This is a genomic window from Rahnella sp. PAMC25617, from assembly GCF_050606005.1.
Taxonomy (GTDB): Bacteria; Pseudomonadota; Gammaproteobacteria; order Enterobacterales; family Enterobacteriaceae; genus Rahnella; species Rahnella variigena.
The window spans coordinates 543,874-569,657 of the sequence record NZ_JBOCUM010000006.1 but is presented as its reverse complement, the minus strand read 5'-3'; the positions used below and the strand labels follow the sequence as shown (position 1 = coordinate 569,657).

Annotated in this window: 25 protein-coding genes and 1 riboswitch; of the genes, 15 read left to right on the top strand and 10 right to left on the bottom strand. The window is 54.0% G+C overall.

Annotation, left to right across the window (positions count from 1 at the left end; translation table 11 throughout):
- Positions 1-5 precede the first annotated feature (5 nt).
- Positions 6-827, bottom strand: a complete 822-nt coding sequence (locus tag ACM615_RS08685; protein ID WP_113877911.1) for a pyridoxal phosphatase — start codon at positions 825-827, stop codon at positions 6-8.
- Positions 828-1,197: 370 nt separating this feature from the next.
- Between ACM615_RS08685 and pgl the strand changes: the two genes are divergently transcribed.
- Both pgl and ACM615_RS08675 read left to right on the top strand, forming a co-directional pair.
- A complete protein-coding gene (gene pgl, locus ACM615_RS08680; protein ID WP_113877910.1) occupies positions 1,198-2,196 on the top strand; it encodes a 6-phosphogluconolactonase in 999 nt (332 codons plus the stop codon).
- A gap of 255 nt (positions 2,197-2,451) precedes the next feature.
- Positions 2,452-3,963, top strand: coding sequence for a methyl-accepting chemotaxis protein (locus tag ACM615_RS08675; protein WP_431011775.1), 1,512 nt, complete (start codon positions 2,452-2,454; stop codon positions 3,961-3,963).
- 94 nt (positions 3,964-4,057) lie between these two features.
- Here ACM615_RS08675 and ACM615_RS08670 read toward each other — a convergent pair whose 3' ends face one another.
- The 4 genes from ACM615_RS08670 to ACM615_RS08655 all read right to left on the bottom strand — a co-directional run bounded on the left by ACM615_RS08670 (position 4,058) and on the right by ACM615_RS08655 (position 7,767).
- The gene (locus tag ACM615_RS08670) at positions 4,058-5,338 is read right to left on the bottom strand and encodes a putative acyl-CoA thioester hydrolase (protein WP_113877928.1); all 1,281 of its coding nucleotides are present in this window, start codon (positions 5,336-5,338) and stop codon (positions 4,058-4,060) included.
- Between the two features lie 122 nt (positions 5,339-5,460).
- A complete protein-coding gene (locus ACM615_RS08665; RefSeq protein ID WP_095921239.1) occupies positions 5,461-5,943 on the bottom strand; it encodes a kinase inhibitor in 483 nt (160 codons plus the stop codon).
- Between the two features lie 36 nt (positions 5,944-5,979).
- Positions 5,980-6,672: a type 1 glutamine amidotransferase domain-containing protein gene (locus ACM615_RS08660; RefSeq protein ID WP_431011774.1), complete on the bottom strand. Its 693-nt coding sequence runs from the start codon at positions 6,670-6,672 to the stop codon at positions 5,980-5,982.
- Positions 6,673-6,729: 57 nt separating this feature from the next.
- Entirely contained in the window at positions 6,730-7,767 is a 1,038-nt protein-coding gene (locus ACM615_RS08655) for an NADP-dependent oxidoreductase (RefSeq protein ID WP_129638401.1), read from the bottom strand.
- Between the two features lie 271 nt (positions 7,768-8,038).
- Here ACM615_RS08655 and aphA point away from each other — a divergent pair, with 271 nt between their 5' ends.
- From aphA to ACM615_RS08640, 3 genes are all read left to right on the top strand, one after another.
- Positions 8,039-8,752 (top strand): acid phosphatase AphA, encoded by a 714-nt coding sequence (gene aphA, locus ACM615_RS08650; protein ID WP_431011773.1) that lies wholly within the window; start codon positions 8,039-8,041, stop codon positions 8,750-8,752.
- Between the two features lie 833 nt (positions 8,753-9,585).
- Positions 9,586-9,978, top strand: coding sequence for a hypothetical protein (locus tag ACM615_RS08645; protein ID WP_132965206.1), 393 nt, complete (start codon positions 9,586-9,588; stop codon positions 9,976-9,978).
- Complete coding sequence (locus ACM615_RS08640) at positions 9,975-10,187, top strand: helix-turn-helix domain-containing protein (protein WP_129638403.1); 213 nt, start codon at positions 9,975-9,977, stop codon at positions 10,185-10,187. The genes ACM615_RS08645 and ACM615_RS08640 overlap by 4 nt, the downstream gene beginning before the upstream one ends.
- 162 nt (positions 10,188-10,349) lie before the next feature.
- Here the strand turns inward: ACM615_RS08640 and ACM615_RS08635 are convergent, their stop codons facing one another.
- Together ACM615_RS08635 and ACM615_RS08630 are read right to left on the bottom strand one after the other, a co-directional pair.
- The gene (locus tag ACM615_RS08635) at positions 10,350-11,129 is read right to left on the bottom strand and encodes an ABC transporter substrate-binding protein (protein WP_112291422.1); all 780 of its coding nucleotides are present in this window, start codon (positions 11,127-11,129) and stop codon (positions 10,350-10,352) included.
- A 41-nt stretch (positions 11,130-11,170) separates the two neighbouring features.
- Positions 11,171-12,325 carry a methionine aminotransferase gene (locus ACM615_RS08630; RefSeq protein WP_431011772.1) on the bottom strand — a complete coding sequence of 385 codons (1,155 nt, stop codon included), beginning with the start codon at positions 12,323-12,325 and terminating at the stop codon, positions 11,171-11,173.
- Positions 12,326-12,480: 155 nt separating this feature from the next.
- Here ACM615_RS08630 and ACM615_RS08625 point away from each other — a divergent pair, with 155 nt between their 5' ends.
- Positions 12,481-13,434: a LysR substrate-binding domain-containing protein gene (locus ACM615_RS08625; RefSeq protein ID WP_431011771.1), complete on the top strand. Its 954-nt coding sequence runs from the start codon at positions 12,481-12,483 to the stop codon at positions 13,432-13,434.
- Here the strand turns inward: ACM615_RS08625 and bioA are convergent, their stop codons facing one another.
- Positions 13,435-14,712 (bottom strand): adenosylmethionine--8-amino-7-oxononanoate transaminase, encoded by a 1,278-nt coding sequence (gene bioA, locus ACM615_RS08620; protein ID WP_431011770.1) that lies wholly within the window; start codon positions 14,710-14,712, stop codon positions 13,435-13,437.
- A gap of 142 nt (positions 14,713-14,854) precedes the next feature.
- On the opposite strand from bioA, the gene bioB reads away from it, so the two are divergent.
- From bioB to bioD, 4 genes are all read left to right on the top strand, one after another.
- Entirely contained in the window at positions 14,855-15,883 is a 1,029-nt protein-coding gene (gene bioB, locus ACM615_RS08615) for a biotin synthase BioB (RefSeq protein ID WP_113877904.1), read from the top strand.
- A 3-nt stretch (positions 15,884-15,886) separates the two neighbouring features.
- Positions 15,887-17,038 (top strand): 8-amino-7-oxononanoate synthase, encoded by a 1,152-nt coding sequence (gene bioF / locus ACM615_RS08610; RefSeq protein ID WP_431011769.1) that lies wholly within the window; start codon positions 15,887-15,889, stop codon positions 17,036-17,038.
- Entirely contained in the window at positions 17,022-17,813 is a 792-nt protein-coding gene (gene bioC / locus ACM615_RS08605; RefSeq protein WP_113877902.1) for a malonyl-ACP O-methyltransferase BioC, read from the top strand. Before bioF ends, bioC begins: the two co-directional genes overlap by 17 nt.
- A gap of 200 nt (positions 17,814-18,013) precedes the next feature.
- The gene (gene bioD, locus ACM615_RS08600) at positions 18,014-18,694 is read left to right on the top strand and encodes a dethiobiotin synthase (RefSeq protein ID WP_112291703.1); all 681 of its coding nucleotides are present in this window, start codon (positions 18,014-18,016) and stop codon (positions 18,692-18,694) included.
- 4 nt (positions 18,695-18,698) lie between these two features.
- On the opposite strand, the gene ACM615_RS08595 is transcribed toward bioD, so the two are convergent.
- Entirely contained in the window at positions 18,699-19,409 is a 711-nt protein-coding gene (locus ACM615_RS08595) for an ABC transporter ATP-binding protein (RefSeq protein ID WP_113877901.1), read from the bottom strand.
- Positions 19,410-19,425: 16 nt separating this feature from the next.
- Between ACM615_RS08595 and ACM615_RS08590 the strand changes: the two genes are divergently transcribed.
- The 4 genes from ACM615_RS08590 (at position 19,426) to ACM615_RS08575 (ending at position 23,405) form a co-directional block, all read left to right on the top strand.
- Positions 19,426-19,854 (top strand): hypothetical protein, encoded by a 429-nt coding sequence (locus ACM615_RS08590; protein ID WP_113877900.1) that lies wholly within the window; start codon positions 19,426-19,428, stop codon positions 19,852-19,854.
- A 544-nt stretch (positions 19,855-20,398) separates the two neighbouring features.
- A complete protein-coding gene (gene uvrB / locus ACM615_RS08585) occupies positions 20,399-22,405 on the top strand; it encodes an excinuclease ABC subunit UvrB (RefSeq protein ID WP_112291709.1) in 2,007 nt (668 codons plus the stop codon).
- Positions 22,406-22,471: 66 nt separating this feature from the next.
- Positions 22,472-22,840, top strand: a complete 369-nt coding sequence (locus tag ACM615_RS08580) for a VF530 family DNA-binding protein (protein ID WP_013576381.1) — start codon at positions 22,472-22,474, stop codon at positions 22,838-22,840.
- Positions 22,841-22,880: 40 nt separating this feature from the next.
- Positions 22,881-23,405 carry an isochorismatase family protein gene (locus ACM615_RS08575; protein WP_431011768.1) on the top strand — a complete coding sequence of 175 codons (525 nt, stop codon included), beginning with the start codon at positions 22,881-22,883 and terminating at the stop codon, positions 23,403-23,405.
- 65 nt (positions 23,406-23,470) lie between these two features.
- Here the strand turns inward: ACM615_RS08575 and ACM615_RS08570 are convergent, their stop codons facing one another.
- Entirely contained in the window at positions 23,471-24,379 is a 909-nt protein-coding gene (locus ACM615_RS08570; protein ID WP_112291711.1) for a gluconeogenesis factor YvcK family protein, read from the bottom strand.
- A gap of 272 nt (positions 24,380-24,651) precedes the next feature.
- A riboswitch (molybdenum cofactor riboswitch) is annotated at positions 24,652-24,808 on the top strand.
- On the opposite strand from ACM615_RS08570, the gene moaA reads away from it, so the two are divergent.
- The gene (gene moaA, locus ACM615_RS08565) at positions 24,798-25,784 is read left to right on the top strand and encodes a GTP 3',8-cyclase MoaA (RefSeq protein ID WP_112291713.1); all 987 of its coding nucleotides are present in this window, start codon (positions 24,798-24,800) and stop codon (positions 25,782-25,784) included. Its footprint overlaps the riboswitch before it by 11 nt.

Here is a 25,784-nt window from a genome sequence, read left to right as displayed (position 1 = left end):
ACTTATCAGTTCAGCACTTTACTGCGGATAACGTCTGCAATTCCTGGCGTTTCGTGGTCACCGATGACCAGCGCAGCGCGCTCTTTGATAGCATCCGCCGCATTGCCCATCGCCACACCCAGACCGACATTTTCCAGCATGCTCAGGTCATTGTAGTTATCACCAAACGCGACCACATCCTGCATGCTCATGCCCTGAGATTCGACCCATTCCTGCAAACGACGGCCTTTGCTGTTGCCGCCTTTGGCGACGTCCACCTGATCGTGCCACGACCATTCGCACGCCAGACCCAGCTCGTTTTCTACCTGCGCTGCAAAAGTATGCAATGCATCGAGATCCTGATGGGAAGTTGCGAATTTCCAGATGGACTGCGCTTCATCAGCCGCCTCGCGTAAGCTGTTAACCTGAATGATGTTCGGGCGCTGATTTTCCGGCAGAGTTTGTCCCCAGGCGATAGAACGGCTCACATGGCCGCTGGGTTGCTGATACAGCATGGCGTCATCGACATACAGCAAACCGTGAATACCGTGATACTCCAGCAGGTCGATCACTTTTTTGGCTTTCACACGGTCGAGTGGATCAGACGTTAAGACCTTACGTGCCTGATAATCGTACAAATACGTACCGTTACAGCAGATAGCAGGTGTATCGAGCTGCAATGCCTGATAAAACGGATGTATCGCCACATGATGACGTCCGGTAACCACGACCACTTTGACACCCTGTGCGCGGGCATCCGCCAGAGCGGCAAGGGATTCAGGAAGGATACGTTTTTGGCGGTCCAGCAGTGTACCGTCGAGATCGAGCGCGATAATGCGATAAGTCATGAGCAGTCCGTCGTAAGTGAGGGAGGATCGGGGAAATTATCGCCATATTACCTTTTTTAGCCTGCTAATTAAACCGCGCTTCCGGCACTAAAGGTGCCGCCAGAGCGTTGGGGAATCGTGTTAACCTGAGCTACGCTTAATACCCGGCATATTTCAAGTTGCAGATGCGTTGGCTGCGCCCGCTCACCCGAATCACTTACTTTAGTAAGCTCATCGGGATTAATGAGCCTCGTCCCTGAGGCTCACCCTGCGGGCCAGCGCAAGCGCTGTTCAAATCGGTTCCTGACCGATTTGTCTCTCGTTTGCCGCCTTCCTGCAACTCGAACTATTTTGGGTATTACAACTATTTGATTCTTAATAAGGAGATGTGATGAAGCAAGTTGTCTACGTTGCCAGCCCTGAGAGCCAGCAAATCCACGCTTTTCGTCTGGCAGACAATGGTGAGCTGAGCCTGCTGCAAACGGTTGAAGTTCCGGGACAGGTTCAGCCGATGGTTATCCATCCTGATGGTCATCGCTTGTACGTCGGCGTTCGCCCTGAATTTGGCGTGCTGACTTACCACATTGATGGTGAAGGCAAACTGGAAGAGGGTGCGATGGCGCCATTACCGGGCAGTCCGACGCATCTGGGCATCGATCTGCAAGGGCGTTTTGTGTTCTCGGCTTCTTACAGCTTCAACAATGTCAGCATTCATCCTTTGAATGAAAAAGGTCACGCGCTGGCGCCGGTTCAGGTTCTGGAAAATATTCAGGCGCCGCATTCCGCCAACATCGACCCGACCAACCATCTGCTGATGATCCCTGCGCTTAAAGAAGACCGCATCCGTCAGTTTGATTTCAGCGTGAAAGGTGAGGCAACGCCTCATGCTTCCGCTGAGCTGAAAACAGTGGAAGGTGCCGGTCCGCGCCATATGGCATTCCATCCGAATCATCATTTTGCCTACTGTGTAAATGAGCTGAACAGCAGTGTGGATGTGTACCAGAAAGATGTCGCCAGCGGCGAATATCGTCAGGTGCAGACGCTGGGCATTATGCCTGCTGATTTCACCGGCACCTGCTGGGCAGCCGATTTGCACATTACGCCTGACGGTAAATATCTCTATGCTTCCGACCGTACCGCGAGCCTGATTTCCATCATGACCGTCTCCGCGGATGGCAGCGAACTGGAGCTGGTCGGGCATCACGCCACTCAGACACAGCCGCGCGGTTTCAATATCGATCATTCTGGTCAGTACGTGATCACTGCTGGTCAGAAATCTGATGCGATTGAAGTGGCGAAAATTGATCCGAAAAACGGTCAGCTGACGACGCTCAAAACCTACCCGGTGGGCAAAGGCGCGATGTGGGTAAGCATTCTGGAAATTAATTAATCACATTGAGTGACTGGTCAGTTTTGCTTATGTTTACTTTTCAGCTGATCAATAATCCCGTCGTGATATTATGATCAAGCCTCTGTAATAAGGGGCTTTTTTATTGCCTGATGCTTCTCACCAATAGTTAAGAATAATTTCCACTTTCCACTAAATGTTATTCCGCACTGGTCGATAACTCTCCCGTATTTCACTCATTCTTCGGTGGCATCTGCCGCTTCAGAGTCAGTCCTTTTGGAAATCAGGGAGAAGAAAATGAATGTACTTTCAGGGATCGCTGGCCGGTTTCGCCACGCCACCATCGCTCACAAGCTCGGCGCAGGCTTTGCGCTGGTGTTGCTACTGGGATCCTCAATCGCCTTATCCGGTATTTACCATCTCACCAGCATCAATCAACGCGCCGAAAAATCCACGCTGCTTAAAAGCATGAACGACCTGCTAAACGAGGCCAAATTTTCACGTCTTTCCTACATGGCCAGCAAAGACATGAAATTTGTTGAAGAAAACCGTCTGGCGCTGGATAAACTCGACACCGTCCGCGCCGATGTTGCGGCGCATTCCTGGGCCAGCGGCGACCAGTTACTGGTCGATACCATGCCGGATAACATCCGCCGTTATCGGGAAAGCTGGCAGCAGACGCTTAATCCTCCCGCAGGCAGTGATCCGCAGCAGATAGGCGCACAACTTGCCGCCGCCGGACTGGCGCTGACTTCGGCGTCGAACACCTTGCTGAATCATGAAATGACCAACCTTCACCATGAAGTAAGCCGTACCATTTCGGAGATGCTGGCGATTATTGTGGCGACCATTATTGCCGGGGCGCTGATTTCGTGGCGCATGACCCGTCAGCTGACACTGCCGCTGCGCCGCACGCTGCAAACCGCCGAGCGTATCGCCGCCGGGGATTTATCGACCCACGCCTCGAGCCATAGCTTTGACGAAGTCGGACAGTTGAGCCGCGCTATCGAAACCATGAACCAGAACCTGCACGGCATTATCGGCGATATCCGTGAAGGCGTGATGCAGGTGACACGCGCCTCAGGCGAAATTGCAGCGGGCAATATTGACCTGTCTGCACGCACTGAAGAACAGGCTGCCGCGCTCGGGCAAACGGCGGCGAGCATGGAGCAACTGACGTCCACGGTGAAACAGAACGCCGACAATGCCACTCAGGCCAGCCAGCTGGCGTCTGATGCCGCAAACACTGCCGCTCGCGGTGGCAAGCTGGTGGCGGATGTCGTCGGTGTGATGAAAGAGATTACCGTCAGCTCAAAACAGATTTCGGAAATCACCACCGTCATCAACAGCATCGCTTTCCAGACCAATATTCTGGCACTGAATGCGGCCGTCGAAGCGGCGAGGGCAGGCGAGCAGGGGCGCGGATTCGCCGTCGTCGCCAGTGAAGTTCGCAGCCTTGCACAGCGCAGCGGTCAGGCAGCGAAAGAGATTGAAGGCCTGATCGGTAAATCAGTCGCCAACGTGACCAGCGGTTCGCAGCTGGTCGCAAAAGCCGGTGACACGATGGAAGAAATTGTCGGTTCAGTCCGCCACGTCACGCAGATCATTCATGAGATTGCCTCGGCCTCTGACGAGCAAAGCCGGGGCATCAGCCAGATTGCGCTGGCAGTGGCAGAAATGGATACCGTGACGCAGCAAAACTCTGCGCTGGTTCAGCAGTCAGCCAGTGCGGCGGCCTCGCTCGATGAACAGGCGGTGAATCTGGAACGCACCGTGTCGGTATTCCGCCTGGGAAACGACGCGCTCTGACATAGTTGCGAAACCCGATCCGCAGAACGAAAAAAAACCGCCGGAGTTAATCCCGGCGGTTCTTCATCATGTTAAATCACAACCTCAGACGATATTACTTCGCAGGCTGAGTCAGCACGTTGTTGTACTGCCACAGGCGGTTGAAGTTGGTATCGTTCAGATTACGCTGTTGTTTCTCATCTTTCGGCACGTTGCCTGCAAACGGCTGGCCGGAGAAGACGGAAGCGCCCCACGGGTTCATCTGGTCATAGCTGTTGTCGAAGCTGCTGTCGCGGATCACCAGCTGGCTGCTCGCGCCGTCAGCGTCCCACGCACGACCCATTTTCGCTTTCGCTGCCTGTTCGAAACCACGGTCACCGGTCAGGTTGCTGTCGATCACCAGGAAACCGTATGGCGCGGTTGCTGGCGTATTCGGTGCGAAGATGGACGCCTGTTTCACGCCACGGCTGCTGACAGTGTGGAATTCAACGTGATCGAACACCGCATTGGCGCGACCAAACACGTAATCCACATCACCGACGATCAGGCTGTTATGCACGTAAACGCGGCTGTAACGGCTGTTGTCAGTCTGATTGTGGATATTGGCGGTGTTTGCCATAAAGGTATTCTGGCGGCCAATCAGGCGCACGTTATCCAGAATGACGTTATCTCCGTCGGTACGCAGTGCCACAGCGGAGTGATCACCGGCATCCACGGTATCAAGCAGGGAATTACCAATGGTCAGATTCTGCAATTGCAGGCTGCTGCTCTGTGACCACACCGTCGCGGTACAACCGGTGCCGATGGTTTCAGTGGTCAGCGTTGCGCAGTTCTGGAACATATAGAATGCGCGATCACCTGGCAGGAACTGACCGGCAGGGCTGACGGTTGAACGGTAAACGGCTGGCGCTGCTGACGCTTCCAGACCTTGTGCCAGGGTCACATCAGCGGAGCTGTTGCCGGCACCGAACAGGGTGATGGGTGGTGCGCCAGCGGGAATGTAAACCGCGCCGTTATAGGTGCCCGGCAGGATTTTAATGAAGATACGTTCGCCGTGGTTACGCACTGCCAGCGCGGCATTGACTGCCTGCTGAACGTTGGCGTAAGCCGCGCCGTCGGTGCCTAACTGCGGGCCGACCACGAAGTCGGTTTTCGCGCCGTCAGTGCTTGCCAGTTTAGGGAACCAGCCCTGCTGCTGAACCTGCAAAGAAGGGCCGCCAAAGGCCAGATAATTTTTCGCTGTAAAGTTGGCCGCTTCGTCCGCAGATAATACGGGCAGTGACGCGGTGCCCGGAGCAACCTGGCTGGATAAGCCTTGATGGCTGCTGCTACATGCCGCCAGGATCAGGCTGGCAGACAACATAGCGCACGCGCGCGACAGGGTGGAAATTTTCACTGTGACTGACTCCTTGATGAAGAAGATTGTTCTTTTTTTTCAATGTTGCGGTCATCGCCGCAATAAAAAAACGGTGGCCAGTAAAACTGACCACCTTTTCTGCGTCTTTTATACCACAGGAATCAGCTGTATATCACTGTCAGTGATGCTTTGCCGAGAGTATGGAAATGCACATTGAAGCCGAGATAAGCGCCGCTGGCATTTTCATCCACTTCCAGCGTTTCTGTATCGATGGCATATACGGTGAAATGATAGTGGTGGTGTTCGCCCTGCGGAGGTGCTGCGCCGCCATAACCGGCTTTGCCGAAGTCTGTGCGGGTCTGAACGGCACCGGCAGGTAAACCGCCTTTACCGGAGCCCGCGCCTTGCGGCAATTCGGTGACGTCAGCCGGAATATTCGCCACGCCCCAGTGCCACCAGCCGGAGCCTGTCGGTGCATCGGGGTCATAAACGGTTATCACAAAACTTTTGGTGCCTTCCGGAGCGCCGGACCAGGCCAGATGCGGCGACAGGTTGTCGCCGTTGTAGCCCATGCCGTTAAAAACCTGCGTTTCCGGCATTTTTTCGCCATCGCGCAAATCATTACTGGTCAGTGTAAATGCCATAAAATCCTCATCTTTTGGTGAACGGTTACCCGCAGATTACTTACTGATTTCAGCCCCGCCCAGCATTTTCAGCAAGGCCTGTGCGACCGCTTTGGAAGAGGCGGGATTCTGGCCGGTAATCAGCTTGCCGTCGGTGATGGCATAAGAACGCCAGTCTGCGGCTTTGCTGTAATCACCGCCATTTTTCTTAAGCTCATCCTCGACCAGGAAGGGCACGATATCGGTCAGGCCGACGGCGTCTTCTTCGCTGTTACTAAAACCGGTCACGCGTTTGTCTTTGACCAGCGGCGTGCCATCAATCAGGACATTACGCAAAACACCCGGCGCATGACAGACGGCAGAAACCGGTTTGCCGGCATTCCAGAACGCCTCGATCAGCGCAATAGAATCCGCATCTTCCGCCAGATCCCACAACGGCCCGTGACCGCCGGGATAGAAAACGGCATCAAAGTCATCAGCGCTGACGTCACTGAGTTTCACGGTATTTGCCAGCGCCTGTCTGGCGTTGTCATCCTTGTGAAAACGCGCCGTGGTTTCTGTCTGGGCATCCGGCTCAGAGCTTTTGGGATCCAGCGGCGGTTGCCCGCCTTTGGGGGAGGCCAGCGTCAGTTCAGCGCCTGCATCCAGAAACTCATAATACGGCGCGGTAAATTCTTCGAGCCAGAAACCTGTTTTCTTACCTGTTTCGCCGAGCTTATCGTGTGATGTCAATACAATCAGTAATTTCATGTTACCTCCTGTGGACGTCGTCAGCTGAAGTTGCCGTCAGCTGACGTTAAAGAGAGATCAGTCCTGACCGACACGAACGACCAGTTTGCCAAAGTTTTTACCTTCCAGCAGGCCAAAGAACGCCTGCGGCGCGTTCTCTAATCCTTCCACAACATCTTCGCGGAATTTGATTTTTCCTGCTTCAAACCATTCGCTCATCTGTTTTGCAAACTCAGGATAACGATGGCCGTAATCATCAAAAATAATGAAGCCCTGCACGCGCATGCGTTTCTTCAGGATAGTTCCGGTCAGCAGTGACAAGCGATCTTGCCCGTCTTTGAGCCCGGTCGCGTTGTACTGCGAAACCAGTCCGCACACCGGAATACGTGCTTTGGTGTTAAGCAGCGGCAGCACCGCGTCGAATACCGCGCCACCGACGTTTTCGAAATACACGTCGATACCGTCCGGACAGGCCGCTTTCAGGCGTTCATCCAGATCCGGCGCGCGGTGATCCAGACATTCATCAAAGCCGAAATGTTCGACCGCATAGCGGCATTTCTCTTCGCCACCGGCAATCCCCACCACGCGACAGCCTTTGATTTTACCAATCTGCCCGACCAGCGAGCCGACCGGACCGGTTGCCGCAGCGACCACCAGCGTTTCGCCCGGTTTAGGTTCGCCGATATCCAGCAGACCCATAAAGGCCGTGAAGCCGGGCATACCCAAAACACCCAGCGCCAGGGAAGGCTGTTTGAGTGCTGCGCCTTCCAGTTTCTTCACTGCTTTAGCATCAGCCACGGAATAATCCTGCCAGCCGGTGCTGCCGACCACTAAATCACCGGCTTTGAAATCCGGGCTATTGGATTCCACCACGCGGGAAACTGCGCCGCCGGTCATCACTTCACCGATTTGTACCGGCGCGGCGTACGAAGGCGCATCGCTCATCCTTCCGCGCATGTATGGATCGAGCGAAAGCCAGACGGTGCGCAGCAATAACTGGCCGTCTTTGGCTTGCGGTAACGGGGCTTTTTCCAGACGGAAATTATCATCGACAGGTTTACCGTGAGGACGTGAAGCCAGCACGATGCGGCGGTTTTCAGACTGTAACTGGGGCATAGTCATTCCTTTTCGTTTTCTTATAAGAAAGTTAAAAGCTAACGTAATTGGGAATAAGTATAGGACGCTAAACAGTTTTCGAACCAAGCGCTTTATGCCATGTTGGAAAAATTCAGACGGTTTTACCCTGAAATGTGACCATCATCTTTTCCTATGACATCCGCCGGAAAATTCCTTTAAATCTGCAGGTTGCGCAGGTATGGTCGTTAAGATTTTTGACCTGTTGCTCCACTTTATCTGCAAGATTAATAAGCATAAAAAAGGGATCCGAATGCGTAAAACGCCTCTGGCACTGAGTGCCATCTTCCTGCTGCTCAGCCTGAATCAGTCTGCTGTCGCTAAAGACGCCACGCCTGCACCGCTTTATCCGGGTGTGAATGTCGCGCAACTCGCGCAGCAAGCTCCAGTTCACTGGGTGTCTGTTGCTCAGATTGAAAACAGCCTCAGCGGCCGCACGCCGATGGCGGTGGGTTTTGATATTGATGACACCGTGCTGTTCTCCTCGCCGGGTTTTTACCGCGGTCAGGTCGAGTTTTCACCGGGTAAACAGGATTACCTGAAAAATCCGCAATTTTGGGAAAAAATGAATAACGGTTGGGATGAATTCAGCATGCCAAAAGAGGTGGCAAAGAGCCTGATTGCCATGCACCTCAAGCGTGGCGACAGCATTTACTTTGTAACGGGACGCAGTGAAACCAAAACGGAAACTGTGACCAAAACCTTGCAGAACGATTTCCAGATCCCACAGGACAAAGTGAATCCGGTGATTTTTGCCGGTGACAAAGCCGGGCAGAACACCAAAGTTCAGTGGCTGAAAGACAAACAGATTAAAATATTCTACGGAGATTCTGACAACGATATCACTGCCGCCCAGGCCGTGAGCGCGAGGGGCATTCGCGTACTGCGCGCCTCTAACTCAAGCTACAAACCATTGCCGCAGGCCGGTGTATTTGGCGAAGAAGTGATTGTGAATTCGGAGTATTGAGCAACCTCGTCCTTCGCAGTAAAGAAACAGGGCACCGTTCTGCTCCCACCCCTGCGAAGGGAAGGGCTGGGGTGGGGTATAAATGGCCTTTCAGAACTGACCCTCTTTTTTGCACCATCTCTAACTCCTTGATTTTACTGAATCACGCGAGCTACACAAAAAAGAGGGTATTTCATCCCATAAAGGGATAATCTTTTGCAGTTCAAAGCGTAAACCTGAAAAACCAACTGTTCACTGCCGTACAGGCAGCTTAGAAAAGAAATTTGTTCCAGCTGCTCGCGAGTGACCGGTTCACTGCCGTACAGGCAGCTTAGAAAAAAATCGGGCAGGTGAAAACCGGTATTTTTAAATTCACTGCCGTACAGGCAGCTTAGAAAACAAGCCAGCCTTAATCGCGCCTGTATCTGTTGTTCACTGCCGTACAGGCAGCTTAGAAATCGAAGACATGTCTCTGCGCAAACAGCTTTGCTTTCACTGCCGTACAGGAAGCCGATTGCAAATTACTGCAAGCCATAAAAACTCCTTGGAAGCAGTATCTCATCTGCGCGATTTGCCCATTTTTAATGTGTGGATATCCAGTTATTGTCTGCTCGCTGCGGCAAAATCCGCAGTCGGGTGTAGGAGCCTGGTTTCTGCCGTAGCACTGCATTGTGTGCTATCGCTTTGTATCACCTTTATAAAACGTTTTTTAACGTATATTGTTCAGGTGACTCAGGCGGGGCAGCCTTCGGGCTGGTCGGAAGGTAGACCGATCTCCTACTCCCGCCTGAGTTACCGCCTGTTGCGTAGGAGCTAGGCGGTAGCAGATATGCAATCTGCCATAGGTCCAGTCAATGAAGACAATAGATACCAACGAAACATCCCCCGATTCATGGACACTCACCGATCGCTGTCGTTTGCTGGCGAATGCGCTGGTGAACCCGCAAAACAGAGGTTCGCAGGACAGACTTTGCATCATGCTGCAAAACGAGCTTGAATACCTTGAAGCGACGTTATCGCAACCCATCCCCGAGCATCGCAAGAATTTGGGGATCCCGATGGACGACGGCTTATTTGATTACGCCGATCTCGAACCCGATGAACTTTGCGATCAGTGCATGGCGCTGAATTTCACCCTGATGACGCTGCATGACAGAAAGATAAAAGAGATCATCACGTATATCTTGTGGGAACGGTTCGAGATGCTGCGCTGCTCACTGTATGCCTCCGGTGAGGTGATCGCATGAACAAAGACTGGCATCAGGCCGATATCATTGCGGCAATCAAAAAGAAGGGCACCACAATGGCGGCTGTCTCACGCCGCGCAGGTTTAAGCTCTTCGACGCTCTCAAACGCCTTGACCCGTAAATGGCCGAAAGGGGAAAGACTGATCGCTGATGCGATTGGCGTAAAAGCCGAAACCATCTGGCCGAGCCGATACACCGAGATTAATTAAAACTGAGAACGGCTCCCTCCCCTGCGAAGGGGAGGGATGGGGTGGGGTATTAAAGAAAAATCAATGAGTTGAAGTTTTCTTTGATAAGGTTTTAGCCCTTAAAACTCCCTCCCAGACTCCCCCTTCAAAGGAGCAAAAGCAAAACCTGTCTTTCCGGCGGCTTTACTTCACGCTCACATCAATATCGCCAAAGTATTTCTTCGAAAGCTCTTTCACCACGCCATCTTTTTGCACTTTAGCGATCGCCGTATCCAGCTTCTCTTTCAGCTGGGTATCGCCTTTGCGCAGGCCGAATGCGATACCGCTGCCGAGGATTTTGTCATCCCGCACGGCGTCGCCGACAAAGCCATAATCTTTACCGTCCGGACGCGACAGGAACCCGCTCTGACCGGCTGGCGCCAGTACTAAAGTGCCATCAAGGCGACCGGAGGACAGATCCAGATAAACCTGATTCTGATCCTGATAAGAGACGATATCTACGCCTTTCGGTGCCCAGTGTGCCTGCGCGTAGCTTTCCTGAATCGAACCCTGCAACACGCCGATATGTTTGCCTTTCAGCGACTCAACCGTTGGCAGCAGGCCGGAATCTTTCTTCGCAATCAGTTTGCTCGGTACGCGGTAAATCACGTTGGTGAAATCAATCGCCTGACGACGTTTTTCTGTCACGTTCATGGCTGAGTTGATCGCATCAAATTTACGCGCCTGCAATGCTGCAATCAGGCCGTCGAATGAGGTATCAAACCATTCGCATTTCACGCTGGCAGCGGCGCAGACGGCGTTGCCCAGATCGATATCAAAACCTTGTAACTCACCGGTCGCGCTCTTGGATTCAAACGGCGGATATTGCGCTTCCAGACCAAATTTGAGTGTGGAACCGTCCGCCAGTGCGGAGAAAGAAGCCACGGCACAACCTAACAGCAATGCGATTTTTAACTTTTTCATTATTCACAATTCCCCAGCGTGATGTATATAAATGCAAAGGCTCAGACGCGACACAGGCGGCGTGCGCCTTCGTACAGCGTGTCGTTGTCTTTGGCGAAACTCAGGCGGATAAGCCCGGTGGGTTTGTTATTGCTATAAAAAGCCGAGAGCGGAATGGTGGCAATCTGATGATCGCGGATCAGGCTCAGCACAAATTCGTCGTCAGTCAGCGGGCTGAAATGACTAAAACGCGCCAGCATAAAGAAGCTGCCACGGCTTGGCAGTAATTCAAAGCGGGATTCACTGAGTGCTTCGGCCAGCAGGTCGCGCTTTTGCTGATAAAAATCTGCCAGACCTAAATAACTTTGCGGATCAGCCAGTGCTTCGGCGAAAGCCACCTGCATCGGCGTATCCGCGGAGAACATCATAAACTGATGCACTTTACGGATTTCACTCATCAGCTCTGCCGGTGCCAGGCAATAGCCCACGCGCCAGCCGGTGACGTGATAAGTTTTGCCGAACGACGACACAATCACACTGCGTTCTGCCAGTTGCGGATGGCAGGCCATGCTTTCGTGGCGCTCACCGTCGAACACTACGTGCTCATACACTTCGTCGGACAAAATCACGATGCCGGTGTCTTTGGTCAGCGCGGTCAGACGCTCGATATCAAAATCCGTAAAAATGGCGCCGGTCGGGTTGTGCGGGCTGTTAATGATGATCATTCGCGTGCGGCTGTTGATGGCGCTGGCAACCTGATCCCAGTCGATACTGAAATCGTCCATCGACAGGCCGATGGCCACCGGTTTCGCCCCCTGCAAACGGACAATCGGTGCGTAGCTGTCAAACGACGGTTCAAAATAAATGACCTCATCGCCCGGATGTACCAGCGCACTGATGGCGGAATACAGGCCTTCGCTGGCGCTGGCAACCACGGTCACTTCACTGTCGGCGTCATATTTGCAGCCGTAAAGTGCTTCGGCTTTGGCAGAAAGCGCATGACGTAAGGCCGCCACGCCGCTCATCGGCGCGTACTGGTTATGACCTTCGCGCATGGCTTTAGCCACACTTTCAATCAGCGCGGGCTGACAGGAAAAGTTCGGCGCACCTTGCGATAAATTCAGGGCATTATGCTCGGCGCTGAGCTGGCCGATGACGGTAAAAATAGTGGTGCCGACGTCCGGTAATTTAGACTGCGGCGACATGGCGCTCTTCATAGCATTTCCCCAAAAAATACAGGCCGGGCGGCCATAAGAAGGTAAAACAGGGTTTGAATGATTAAGCAACAGTTCCCCTGTGCCGACAATGGAAAGTTTGTCATACTCGTTATGATCTGAAGTCATGGCTTAATGACGTTTATAACGAGGTAACAGTGAGCTTTTCGCCTGAACTGCCGTACCTGAATTTGCCTTCGCTCAACGTGCTGAAAACCTTCGCGGTTGTAGCGCAGACGCTAAATCTGACCCATGCCGCCTCGTTGTTGCATATCACGCAGGGCGCGGTCAGCCGCCAGATAACCGGGCTTGAGTCCACGCTGGGCTATCCGTTGTTTTTGCGTCAGGCCAGAGGACTGACGCTGACCCCGCGCGGGGCGCAACTTTTACCGCCGGTACAACAGGCGCTGGCGCTGATGGGGGAAGCCCTGAAACGCGTCGGTTCGCACCCGGATACGCTGCGGATTAAATGCCCGACCTGTTCGATGCGCTGGCTGCTGCCGCGCGTTATCCAGCTGCAAAATGATCGCCCGGATATGCAGATTGAACTGACGGCATCCATCGCCCACGGCGTGGATTTCAGCAGTGAGCATTTTGATGCTGCCGTAGTCTTTGGCCGTCCGCCGGAATCATCGCGCCGGGCACATCATTTGTTTGATGAAGTGCTGACACCGGTCTGTGTGCCTGATTTTTTGCCGCGTCATAAAGGGCAAACTGCGGTGGCAGATCTTGAGGATAAAACACTGTTGCACCCGACGCGGGATCGTCGCGACTGGTTGTTATGGCTGCGGGAAGAGGGCGTTCAGGGGCTGCCTTCAGCCAAATCCCAGCATTTCGATACGCTGGATTTGGCCATTAATTCTGCGTTGCAGGGATACGGCGTGGCGATTGGCGATCTGACATTAATTGAGGACGATTTGCAGGCGGGGCGGATTGTCGCACCGTTCCCGCTGTGCGTGGCGAGCGGCGCATCTTATACGTTGCTGTATCCGGAAAATCCGACGCCCGCACTAAAAGTAGCGATTGATTTTCTCAATGAAGAAGTGCGGCTCAGCCGGGAAAAGCTGAGCGCGCTGTTATCGACGTCACACCGGTTAGTCAGCGCAAACTGATCAGTACAGCGCAGCCAGCGCGCTGGCAATGGTGCTGGTCAGTTTGCTCAACTCTTCTGCCGAAATGATGTACGGCGGCATCAGGTAAATCAGCTTGCCGAACGGACGGATCCACACGCCTTGCGCAACGAAGTGTTGCTGCAACTGCGCCATATTCACCGGCTGGCGCATCTCCACCACCCCAATTGCGCCCAGCACCCGCACGTCGGCGACGGCCGGATGTTCTGCCAGTGGCTTTAATTCGGCTTTCAGTTGTTTCTCTATATTCAGAACCTGTGCCTGCCAGCGGTTTTCAGCTAACAACCGCAGGCTGGCATTGGCGACCGCGCAGGCCAGCGGATTGCCCATAAAGGTCGGGCCATGCATGAAACATCCCGCCTCACCGTTACTGATCACCTCTGCCACATGACGGGTGGTTAAGGTAGCCGAAAGCGTCATATAGCCGCCGGTCAGCGCTTTGCCGAGACACAGAATATCCGGCGAAATCCCGGCGTGATCGCAGGCAAACAGCTTGCCGGTACGGCCAAATCCGGTGGCAATTTCATCGGCAATCAGCAGCACGCCGTATTCGTCGCATAACTTGCGCACGCGTTTGAGATACAACGGATGGTAGATCCGCATTCCACCCGCGCCCTGAACCACCGGTTCCAGAATGACGGCGGCGATTTTGCTGTGGTTCTCGTCGAGCATTTTGGCGAAGGGCGCGATATCCGTTTCATCCCATTCGCCGTCAAAGCGGCTTTGCGGCGCATCGGCAAACAGATGCTGCGGCAGATATCCCTGATACAAACTGTGCATCGAATTTTGCGGATCGCACACTGACATCGCGCCAAAGGTATCGCCGTGATAGCCGTTGCGCAGCGTCAGCAAGGTCTGACGTTTTTCGCCGCGCGCCTGCCAGTATTGCATCGCCATTTTCAGCGCCACTTCGACGGCAACCGAACCCGAATCCGCCAGAAACACGCATTCCAGTCCGGCAGGCGTCATTTCCACCAGACGGCGCGACAGCGCAATCGCCGACGGATGCGTGATCCCGCCAAACATCACATGTGACATTTTGCCGATTTGTTCGACTGCGGCCTGATTGAGCTGCGGGTGATTGTATCCGTGGATCGCTGCCCACCAGGATGACATGCCGTCAACCAGCTGACGTCCATCGGCGAGTTGCAACATCACGCCGGACGCGGATTCCACGGCATACGCGGGCAGCGGTTTGGTCATCGAAGTGTACGGATGCCAGATGTGGCGCTGATCGAATTCAATATCGGCGGGTGTCATAAATAAGTCCTGCGGGAGCTAAGTTGTAAACTAAAAAATAATTTTAACGTTGACGGTAAACCAAAACAAATTAAAAATGGTTTACTAATCATAAAACATTAACCCCAAAATCATTCTGGTTGCATTATTTGGAGATGTCGTCATGTCCCACTGGACGCTGGAAAAAACGCAGGCTCTGTTCGATAAGCCGTTCCTGGAGCTGATGTTCGAAGCTCAGCAAATTCACCGTCAGCATTTTGACCCGCGTCAGGTGCAGGTCAGCACCTTGCTGTCGATTAAAACCGGCGCCTGTCCGGAAGACTGTAAATACTGCCCACAGAGTTCCCGTTACAAAACGGGGCTGGAATCTGAACGTCTGATGCAGGTGGAACAGGTGCTGGAATCTGCCCGTCAGGCGAAAGCCGCCGGTTCGACCCGTTTCTGCATGGGCGCCGCGTGGAAAAACCCGCACGACCGTGACATGCCGTATCTCGAACAAATGGTGCAGGGCGTGAAGGAAATGGGCATGGAAACCTGCATGACGCTCGGCACGCTGAACACCACGCAGGCGCAGCGTCTGGCGCACGCTGGTCTGGATTTCTACAACCATAACCTCGATACCTCGCCGGAATTTTACGGCAGCATTATCACCACCCGCAGCTATCAGGAACGTCTGGATACGCTGGCGGAAGTGCGCGGTGCGGGCATTAAAGTCTGTTCCGGCGGAATTGTCGGGCTGGGCGAAACGGTCAAAGATCGCGCCGGTTTGCTGATGCAACTGGCGAACTTGCCGGTACCGCCGGAAAGCGTGCCGATCAACATGCTGGTGAAAGTCAAAGGCACGCCGCTGGCCGATAATGACGATGTGGATCCGTTCGATTTCATCCGCACCATCGCCGTGGCGCGCATCATGATGCCGCAATCTTACGTGCGTCTTTCCGCAGGTCGCGAGCAGATGAGCGAGCAGACGCAGGCGATGTGCTTTATGGCCGGTGCTAACTCGATTTTCTACGGCTGCAAACTGCTGACCACGCCGAATCCGGCGGAAGATAAAGACTTAATTCTGTTTGGCAAACTTGGGCTGAATCCTCAGTCCTTCGAAACAGAAATGGGCGACAACCAGCAACAGGCCGCGCTGGCCGAACAACTGGTTCATGCTGATACCGATCAGTTCTACAACGCGGCGGTATAACCGGTGAGCTGGCAAACGCGGATCAACGAAGCTGTCGCGGCGCGTAAACAGGCGGCGGCATTTCGTGTGCGCCAGCCAAATGAGGGCGGCAGCGCGCGTTTTCTGACGCAGGGCGAGCGGCGTTATCTGAATTTTTCGGGCAATGATTATCTCGGCCTGAGCCAGAACCGAGATGTGATCGCCGCGTGGCAGCAGGGCGCGGTGAAATATGGCGTCGGCAGCGGCGGGTCCGGGCACGTCACCGGTTACAGTCAGGCGCATGCCGAGTTTGAACAGCAACTGGCGGACTGGCAGGGTTATCCGCGTGCGTTGTTGTTTATCTCCGGTTTTGCCGCCAATCAGGCGATCCTTGCCGCGCTGATGCAGGCTGAGGATCGCGTGCTGGCCGACAAACTCAGTCATGCGTCTTTACTGGAAGCCGCGGCACATGCGCCTTCGCAATTACGGCGTTTTCATCACAATCAGCCGGATTTCCTGCAGCGTCTGCTGGAAAAGCCGGTGAGCGGTGAAACGCTGGTGGTGACGGAAGGCGTGTTCAGTATGGACGGTGACGCTGCGCCATTAGCTGAGCTGCATAATTTGTCGAAAACGCACGGCAGCTGGCTGATGGTGGATGATGCGCACGGCGTGGGCGTGACCGGCGAGGAAGGACGCGGAAGTTGCTGGCAGCAGGGCGTGCGGCCGGAGCTGCTGGTCGTCACATTCGGAAAAGCGTTCGGCTGCAGCGGGGCGGCAGTGCTGTGTGATGATGCGACTGCGGATTATCTGTTGCAGTTCGCCCGTCATCTGATTTACAGCACGGCGATGCCCGCCGCACAGGTGTGTGCGTTACAGGCTGTGCTGGCACGAGTCCGGCAGGGTGACGACTTGCGTGATAAACTGGCGGCCAATATTGCCCGTTTTCGCGCGGGTGCCGCTGGTTTACCTTATCAGCTGACCTCTTCACAGACCGCTATTCAGCCCGTTATTGTGGGTGAGAATCAGCCAGCGCTGGACTTGGCTTCGGCGTTGCGTGAACACGGGTTGTGGATCAGCGCCATCCGTCCGCCGACGGTGCCGCCGGGCAGTGCGCGGTTGCGTATTACCCTGACGGCGGCGCATGAGCCGGAAGATATCGATTTTTTGCTGGAGTCCCTTCATGGGTGCAGTCACTGAATTAGTGAACAAACAAGCGGTGGCCGACGCGTTCAGTCGCGCCGCCATCAGTTATGAAAACGCCGCACAATTGCAGCGTGATGTAGGCGAGGAATTACTGGCGCTGGCAGCGCCGTATCTTAAAGACGCCGGTAATCTGGTCGTCGATGCGGGCTGCGGCACAGGTTATTTCAGCCGTCACTGGAAGGCGCAGGGCAAAAAGGTTATTGCGCTGGATCTCTCCAGCGGCATGTTAGATCGTGCCCGTGAGCTGGATTCCGCCGATGAATACGTGCCGGGCGACATCGAACGTTTGCCGTTCGCCGACAATTCTGTCGACATTTGTTTCAGCAATCTGGCGGTGCAGTGGTGTAACGCGTTGCCGCGCGCGCTGGAAGAAATGCACCGCGTCACCCGCAACGGCGGGCTGGTACTGTTTTCCACGCTGGCGGAAGGTTCGCTTAACGAACTGGCTGCGGCATGGATGAAAGTCGATGGCCGCCGTCACGTGAACCAGTTTCTGACGCCGGACAAAATCGCTGAAGCCTGCGCACCGTATCGCCACGAAGTGACCTTCAGCGACCACGTGGCCGAATTCCCCGATGTGATGTCACTGATGCGCTCGCTGAAAGGCATCGGCGCGACGCATATCAAAAATGGCCGCCTCGGCGGTCTGGGCGGACGCGAACGTCTGCAATTGCTGGAAAAACACTACGTCCGGCGCGACGGCATCCTGCCGCTCAACTACCGGCTGGTCTACGGCATTTTGCAGGTCGAAGAACTTATCCCACGTTAACAAAGCTCCTCCCAGGTTTGAAACAGGCGTGGTCTGCTCCCTCCTCTGCGAAGGGGAGGGCTGGGGTGGGATATTAATGGCAACTCTGGAGTCGTCTTTAAAACCCCCTCCCGACCTCCCCCTTCGCAGGGGGAGGAGCAAAACCTGATTTCAATGCGGGGAGGGAGCCAACCAACACCAGACGTTTATTAAAATAAATCATGAAACAAAAATACTTCATTACCGGCACCGACACTGAAGTCGGGAAAACCGTCGCGACCACCGCTTTCTTGCAGGCCGCCGCATGTGCCGGACACACAACAGCCGGATACAAACCGGTGGCATCTGGCAGTGAAATGACCGCCGAAGGGCCACGTAACAGTGATGCTCTGGCGTTGCAGGCTTACAGCACCGTGGGTCTGCGTTATGACGAAGTGAACCCGTGCACTTTTATCGAACCAACCTCTCCGCACATCGTCAGCGAACTGGAAAAGCGTCCGGTTGACCCGCAGGTGTTATCCGCAGGTTTACGTCATCTGGAACCGCTGGCGGACTGGGTGATTGTGGAAGGCGCGGGCGGCTGGTATACGCCGCTGACCGCGGATTATACCTTTGCTGACTGGGTTATCGCCGAGCAGTTGCCGGTGGTGTTAGTGGTGGGAATGCGCCTCGGCTGCATTAACCACGCGGTGCTGACGGCGCAGGCCATCGCACAAAGCGGATTGCATCTGGCGGGCTGGATAGCCAACGACGTGCAGGAAACGGGGAAGCATCATCAGGCGTATATGGATACGCTCACGCGTATGCTGCCTGCGCCGCTGCTGGGCGAGATCCCGTACCTGAGCGCCGGACTGGACGTTAATCTGGGACAATATCTTGATCTTGACCGTCTGACGGCATGAAACGTCAGACCGTCAGATAGTTTTTGATTAACTGATCGTCGAGCTGTGCCAGCGTGCCCTGTGCGACATCGCGGCCGCCATCGACCAGACAGAACCGGTCGGCGACGCTGCGGATGAACGGCAGTTTGTGGCCGACCAGCAACAATGTCAGACCCAGATCCCGGTTCAGGCGGTGAATAATGTTGCCCATATTCGCCGCCATCGACGCGCTGGTGTGCTCGGTCGGTTCATCCAGTATCAGTAATTCGGGCTCCTGAACCAGCGCCCGGCTGATCGCCAGCTGTTGCTGCTGGCTTTCATCAAGCTCTCCCGCCTTACGCGTGCCCATCTCTTTTAACGCCGGAAACAGGTCATAGACTTCTTCAGGCACCCGACGCGTCTTATTCCGGCTCGCCATCATGGCGATTTGCAGGTTTTCATCGACACTCATCTGCGAAAAGATCTGCCGCCCCTGAGGCACATAACCGATACCCATCTGTGCGCGGCTTTCCACTGGCAGATTCAGCAGACTTTGCGGCTCTTCATCACGCGATTGCCAGGAAATGGCGCCGCTTTTCACCGGAAGATGGCCCATGATGCAATTGACCAGCGTCGTTTTGCCCACGCCATTTCGCCCGATCAGGCAGGTGCATTGCCCGCGGTACAGTTCGAGATTGATGTCCCAAAGAATATGTTTTTGCCCATAGTACTGATTAACGGATTTTACACTTAACATCAGACATACCTCCCTCATGGAGCTTTTCACCGGACTGCATTTTGACGGCCACTGTCATGTTTCTGACATTTATGTTCCGCTGTATGTGCGTTCTACAGGGGAATCCTTCACGAAATCTCTTCAAAGAGTGAATTTGCAACTCTCAGGCCAAGTTTTATCAGGCAGTGATAAAAAGAGACGTTACGTGGCTGTTAACAGGCTTCGCACGAATGATTTAGGATTATTCAAGTGTATTGTCAGGATTTTGAGATTCGGCGTGAGCCCTTGTAAAAGAAAACTGCACTTTGGCAGTGCCGGTTTCACTGATTTTGGTGCAAGGTTTGCGCCGTTCGGAAGCTGGATAATCCTCATCAGATGCACTTTTGATTTTTGCAAGAAAGATCAGCCGGTAAATCCAGGGGAAATAGGCATAAATAAGGAGATAAAAAAGATAAAAAATAACTAAAAAAGAGCTCTCAGACGCTGACGAAGCAAAAACTGGTTTTTTACCAACTCCCGCCGCGCCTGGTGTGCTGAGACTTATCCACTATTCCTGTGGATAACCTTGTGCATGAGAGTAAGAAAAGTTGCTACAGCCGAGTCAGAATGCGGCCTCCGCTCAGTTTGCCCGTATTCGCAGCTTTTTGATGATACTGTTTTTAATCAATAAGTTAGATAAAAGCAATACAGGCGTAATTCGTTCGTCATCGTTGTGTCAATTTTCGTCAAGCTGTTGTCAGAAAGGGAATAGAGATAAATATCGGGATAAAAATGTCAACTGATGGTGAGAATTTTCATTTGCCGTAACCTAAAAAAGTGCAGTGTCAGCAAGATGTTAAAAGAGGCGCTGATTTTATCGGTTGGAGGCTGGTTTTATATACAGTATTATAACGGCGGTAAAATTTGGGCTGGCAAAATTTGCGAAGTCTTTCATACTATTTTTCCCCGAACTGTTCACCGGTTCAGCCCGTACGGCCTTGTGCATTTTCATTTCAGTCAGGTAGCCCGTCATGAGTAAAGAGTTCAAACTGCATTCCGAATTTAAACCTTCAGGCGATCAGCCTGAGGCGATACGCCGCCTGGAAGAAGGGCTGGAGAACGGGCTGGCGCACCAGACGTTGCTCGGGGTGACCGGTTCAGGCAAAACTTTTACCGTGGCGAATGTGATTGCTGACCTGAACCGTCCGACGATGGTGCTCGCCCCGAACAAAACGCTCGCGGCGCAGCTTTATGGCGAGATGAAAGAGTTCTTTCCGGAGAACGCGGTTGAATATTTTGTCTCCTACTACGATTACTATCAGCCCGAGGCCTATGTCCCGAGCTCAGACACGTTTATTGAAAAAGACGCCTCAGTGAACGAACACATTGAGCAAATGCGTCTTTCCGCGACTAAAGCCCTGCTGGAACGCCGGGATGTCATCGTGGTAGCGTCAGTTTCTGCCATCTACGGTCTGGGTGACCCGGACTTGTATCTTAAGATGATGCTGCATCTGACCAAAGGGATGATTATCGATCAGCGAGCCATCTTGCGGCGTCTGGCGGAGCTGCAATATTCCCGTAACGATCAGGCTTTCCAGCGCAGTACTTTCCGCGTGCGCGGTGAAGTCATTGATGTGTTCCCGGCAGAATCTGACGATCTGGCGCTGCGCATCGAACTGTTCGATCAGGAAGTCGAACGTCTGTCGCTGTTTGATCCGCTGACCGGTCAGGTGCAGCACGAAGTGCCGCGTTTCACCATCTACCCGAAAACGCACTACGTGACCCCTCGCGAACGTATCGTGCAGGCGATGGAAGAAATCAAAGTCGAACTGGCGGATCGCCGTAAAGTGCTGCTGGCCAATAACAAACTGCTGGAAGAACAGCGTATCAGTCAGCGCACCCAGTTTGATCTCGAAATGATGAACGAGCTGGGTTATTGCTCCGGTATCGAAAACTACTCGCGCTACCTTTCAGGGCGCGGGCCGGGCGAGGCACCTCCGACACTGTTCGACTATCTGCCTGCCGACGGTTTGCTGATTGTTGATGAATCCCACGTGACCATTCCGCAAATCGGCGGGATGTACAAAGGCGACCGCTCGCGTAAAGAAACGCTGGTTGAATACGGTTTCCGTCTGCCTTCCGCGCTGGATAACCGCCCGATGCGCTTTGAGGAATTCGAAGCGCTGGCGCCGCAAAGTATTTATGTTTCGGCCACGCCGGGTAAATACGAACTGGAGAAATCCGGTGATGATGTGGTCGATCAGGTGGTGCGTCCGACCGGTCTGCTGGATCCGATCATCGAAGTGCGTCCGGTGACCACCCAGGTGGACGACTTGCTGTCTGAAATCCGTAAACGTGTGGCGGTTAACGAGCGTGTGCTGGTCACTACGCTGACCAAGCGTATGGCAGAAGACCTGACCGAGTATCTGGAAGAACACGGCGAGAAAGTACGTTACCTGCACTCTGACATCGATACCGTCGAGCGTGTGGAGATCATCCGCGATTTGCGGCTGGGTGAATTCGATGTGCTGGTCGGCATCAACTTACTGCGAGAAGGGCTGGATATGCCGGAAGTGTCGCTGGTGGCCATTCTGGATGCCGACAAAGAAGGCTTCCTGCGTTCTGAACGCTCGCTTATCCAGACCATTGGCCGTGCGGCGCGTAACCTCAACGGTAAAGCGATTCTCTACGGTGATAAAATTACCAACTCGATGGCCCGCGCCATTGAAGAAACCGAACGTCGCCGCGCCAAACAGGAAGCGTATAACCTCGAAAACGGCATCACGCCGATGGGGCTGAATAAGAAGATCTCCGACATCCTGCAACTCGGTCAGCCTAAGACCAAAAAGAACAAAGACAAACGCGATGCAGAAGCGGCGCAAACCTTCAAATCGCTTACGCCGAAAGCGCTGGAGCAACGCATCAAAGAGCTGGAAAGCAAGATGTATGCGCACGCGCAGAATCTGGAATTCGAAGAAGCAGCAAACACCCGCGACGAACTGCATGCCTTGCGCGAGCAGTTTATTGCGATTTCATAACGAGAAGGGTGGTAGACTGCGCGGCTTAAAAATCATGACCCAGACATTTTAACGAAGAGCGAGCCAATGACTGACACACCACAAAATCCTGGCGCAGCGAAAGATCCGCTGCACGGCGTCACGCTGGAAAAACTGCTGACAACGCTGGTGGATAACTTTGGCTGGCCGGCGCTGGCCTCGCAGGTGAATATCAACTGCTTTAAAAGTGACCCGAGTGTGAAATCCAGCCTGAAATTCTTGCGCCGTACGCCTTGGGCGCGCAAGGAAGTGGAAACGCTGTATCTGGATTTCATCGAAGGTCATCTGCGCCCGGACATGACCCGCAGCAAGCGCCGTACACCGCTCTCAGCGCAGGCTCCGCAAAAGCCAAAAGTCAGTACCGCCAAACCGGCTGCTGACAGCCCGTGGAATAACCATCCGCTGGTGAAAAAGTAATTTACGCGCATTTCATTCTGTTCATTTGAGGAGGAGGATCGTGTCAGAGCAACAGGTTCTTATCGTAATCGATATGCAAAACGGGGTGTTCGCCTCCCCGCGTTATGATCGCAGCGGACGGGCTGAGCGCATTAATCAGCTGATTGACCGGGCAGGGCGGGTTATTTTCATCCAGCACGCCGAAGGTGAAATGACCGAAGGCAGTGAATTCTGGCAAGTGTTACCTGAAATTCATCAGCCGGAAGGGGCAGTTTCTGTCACCAAAACCGCCTGTGACTCTTTCTACCGCACCACGCTCGACGCGGTATTGCAGGAACTGGACGCGACCCGTTTTACTGTCTGTGGTTGTGCAACGGATTATTGCGTTGATACCACCATCAAAGTTGCCGCCAGCAAAGGCTATGCCGTGACCGTTGCATCGGACGCGCATACCACCGGCGACCGCACGCATGTGACGGCGCAGCAACTGATCGGCCAGCATAATGAAGTGTGGCGTGAGTTATCCGTGCCGGGGAATCCGGTTACCGTGAAAACTACCGCTGAGATCCTGGCTGACTGGCAGTAAATTCAGTTTCCGGACGCAAAAAAGGCCGCATCGCGCGGCCTTTCCTGTTTCTGCTATTCAGTAAATCAGAGCATCTTTTGCAGCGCTTCTTCGATGGCCGCCCGCAACATATCGCGGTCATGGCGATAGGGCACATCACTGGCTTCAAGCGGGCTCTGAATAATCAGATGTTCAGCGGCGCTTCCGCCAACAGTCACTTTCGGACCGACAATCGCGGCATCCGCACGGCGGCCAATACGCGTTTCGATCATATCCAGTTTGTTATCCAGCGTCAGAGACGCCGCGGCGACGCTGAGTTCTTTCCCCAGATTGCCGATATACACAATGTGCGCACGGCTGCGACGCAGCGCTGTGGTGAGGTCATTCATCAGCAACAGCGGCATCAGGCTGGTGAAGAAACTGCCGGGACCAATCAGGATCAGATTAGCTTCTGCAATCGCCTGCAATGCTTCGCGCGTGGCCGGCACCTGAGGTTCAAGCCGCAGTTCTCGCGGGATCTGCGTCAGTTTATCGACATTCACTTCGCCGTGAACCGTTTCACCGTTGGCATCAATGGCGGCCAGATCGACCGGCTGTTCTGACATCGGGATCAATTCGGCATCCACTTTCAGCAGACTGCGCACCAGATTGATCGCTTCAAGCGGACGCACGGTCAGGTGATCGAGCGCGCGCAGCATCAGATTCCCCAGATTATGCCCGTCGAGTTCGCCCTGCCCGCTGAAGCGATATTCAAACATCGCGGAGGCCAGACTCGGTTCGGTAATCAGCTGATTCAGGCAATTGCGCATATCGCCCCAGGCAATGCCACCCACGGAACGACGTATGCGGCCGGTCGAACCGCCGTTATCCGTGGTGGTCACGATGCCGGTCAGACGCGGGCCGAGAGAGGAGAGGGAGGACATCACGCGGCCAAGCCCGTGACCTCCGCCTAACGCCACCACCCGGTCGAGGTCTGCTAATGTTCGGTTACGCATGGTTTTCCTTTCGATGGGGAGTGGCGATATAAATCAATTTTCTGCGGGGATTTTACCTAACTTTGCAACAAGATGTTATCACTTAAGGGCACGACATTTGCAGACTCAGCGTATTCAAAATCAAACGCTTTTAGCCTTGAAAATGCTGTCTTTTGTCGTGAAAAATCGTTATGTATCAAAATGCATAACGAAAAACCATCTTGGCGATCCGGACTTTGCGGCGTTAGAATATGCCCCGTTACCCCCGTATTCATCATCGCTCCGCTATGGATCGGATGAATCAACTCCTAGCCCTGGTTCCTAAGTTGCCTTTCTGACGTCGTTCCCACAGAAACAATATGGAGCCCTGGCCGTGACGAAAGTCACCAGGGTGTATGGCAGAAATGCCCGCATCTCCCGTATCTGGAAAGGTGTTAAGGTGCTTCAACTTACTGATGCTTTTGCCCGCAAGTTTTATTACTTGCGGCTGTCGATCACAGACGTGTGCAATTTTCGTTGCACCTATTGTCTGCCGGACGGCTACAAGCCGCACGGACACAGCAATAAAAGTTTTCTCTCGCTCGATGAAATCCGTCGGGTCAGCCGCGCGTTCGCTCACTTAGGGACAGAAAAAGTGCGCCTGACCGGTGGAGAACCGTCGCTGCGCCGCGATTTCTGCGAGATCATTGCCGCAGTGCGCGAAAATCCTTCCATCAAAACCCTCGCGGTGACCACTAACGGTTATCGCATGGCGCGTGATATCGATAAATGGCGCGATGCCGGTCTGACCAACATCAACGTCAGCGTCGACAGTCTCGACGCCCGCCAGTTTCACGCCATCACCGGTCAGGATAAATTCCGCGATGTGATGGCCGGAATCGACGCGGCTTTTGACGCCGGTTTCAGCAAGGTGAAAGTTAACACCGTGCTGATGCGCGATGTGAATCACGCCAGCCTGAACACGTTCCTCGACTGGATCAAAACCCGTCCGATCCAACTGCGTTTCATCGAACTGATGGAAACCGGCGACGGCGGCGATCTGTTCCGCAAACATCACGTGTCGGGCGAAGTGCTTCGCGAACAGCTGGTGCGTCAGGGCTGGCAGTTGCAGGTTCGCTCCCGCAGCGACGGCCCCGCACAGGTCTTCAGCCATCCGGATTATCTCGGTGAAATCGGTCTGATCATGCCGTACGAAAAAGACTTCTGCGCCAGCTGTAACCGGCTGCGCGTGTCTGCCATCGGCAATCTGCATTTGTGTCTTTTCGGCGAGCAGGGCATCCCTCTGCGTGATTTATTAGCCAACGACATGCAGCAGGACGATCTGATGGACCGCATTCAGGGCGGCCTGAGCCGCAAAAAACAAACTCACTTCCTGCATGAAGGCAATACCGGAATTACCCAGAACCTGTCGTTTATCGGCGGCTGA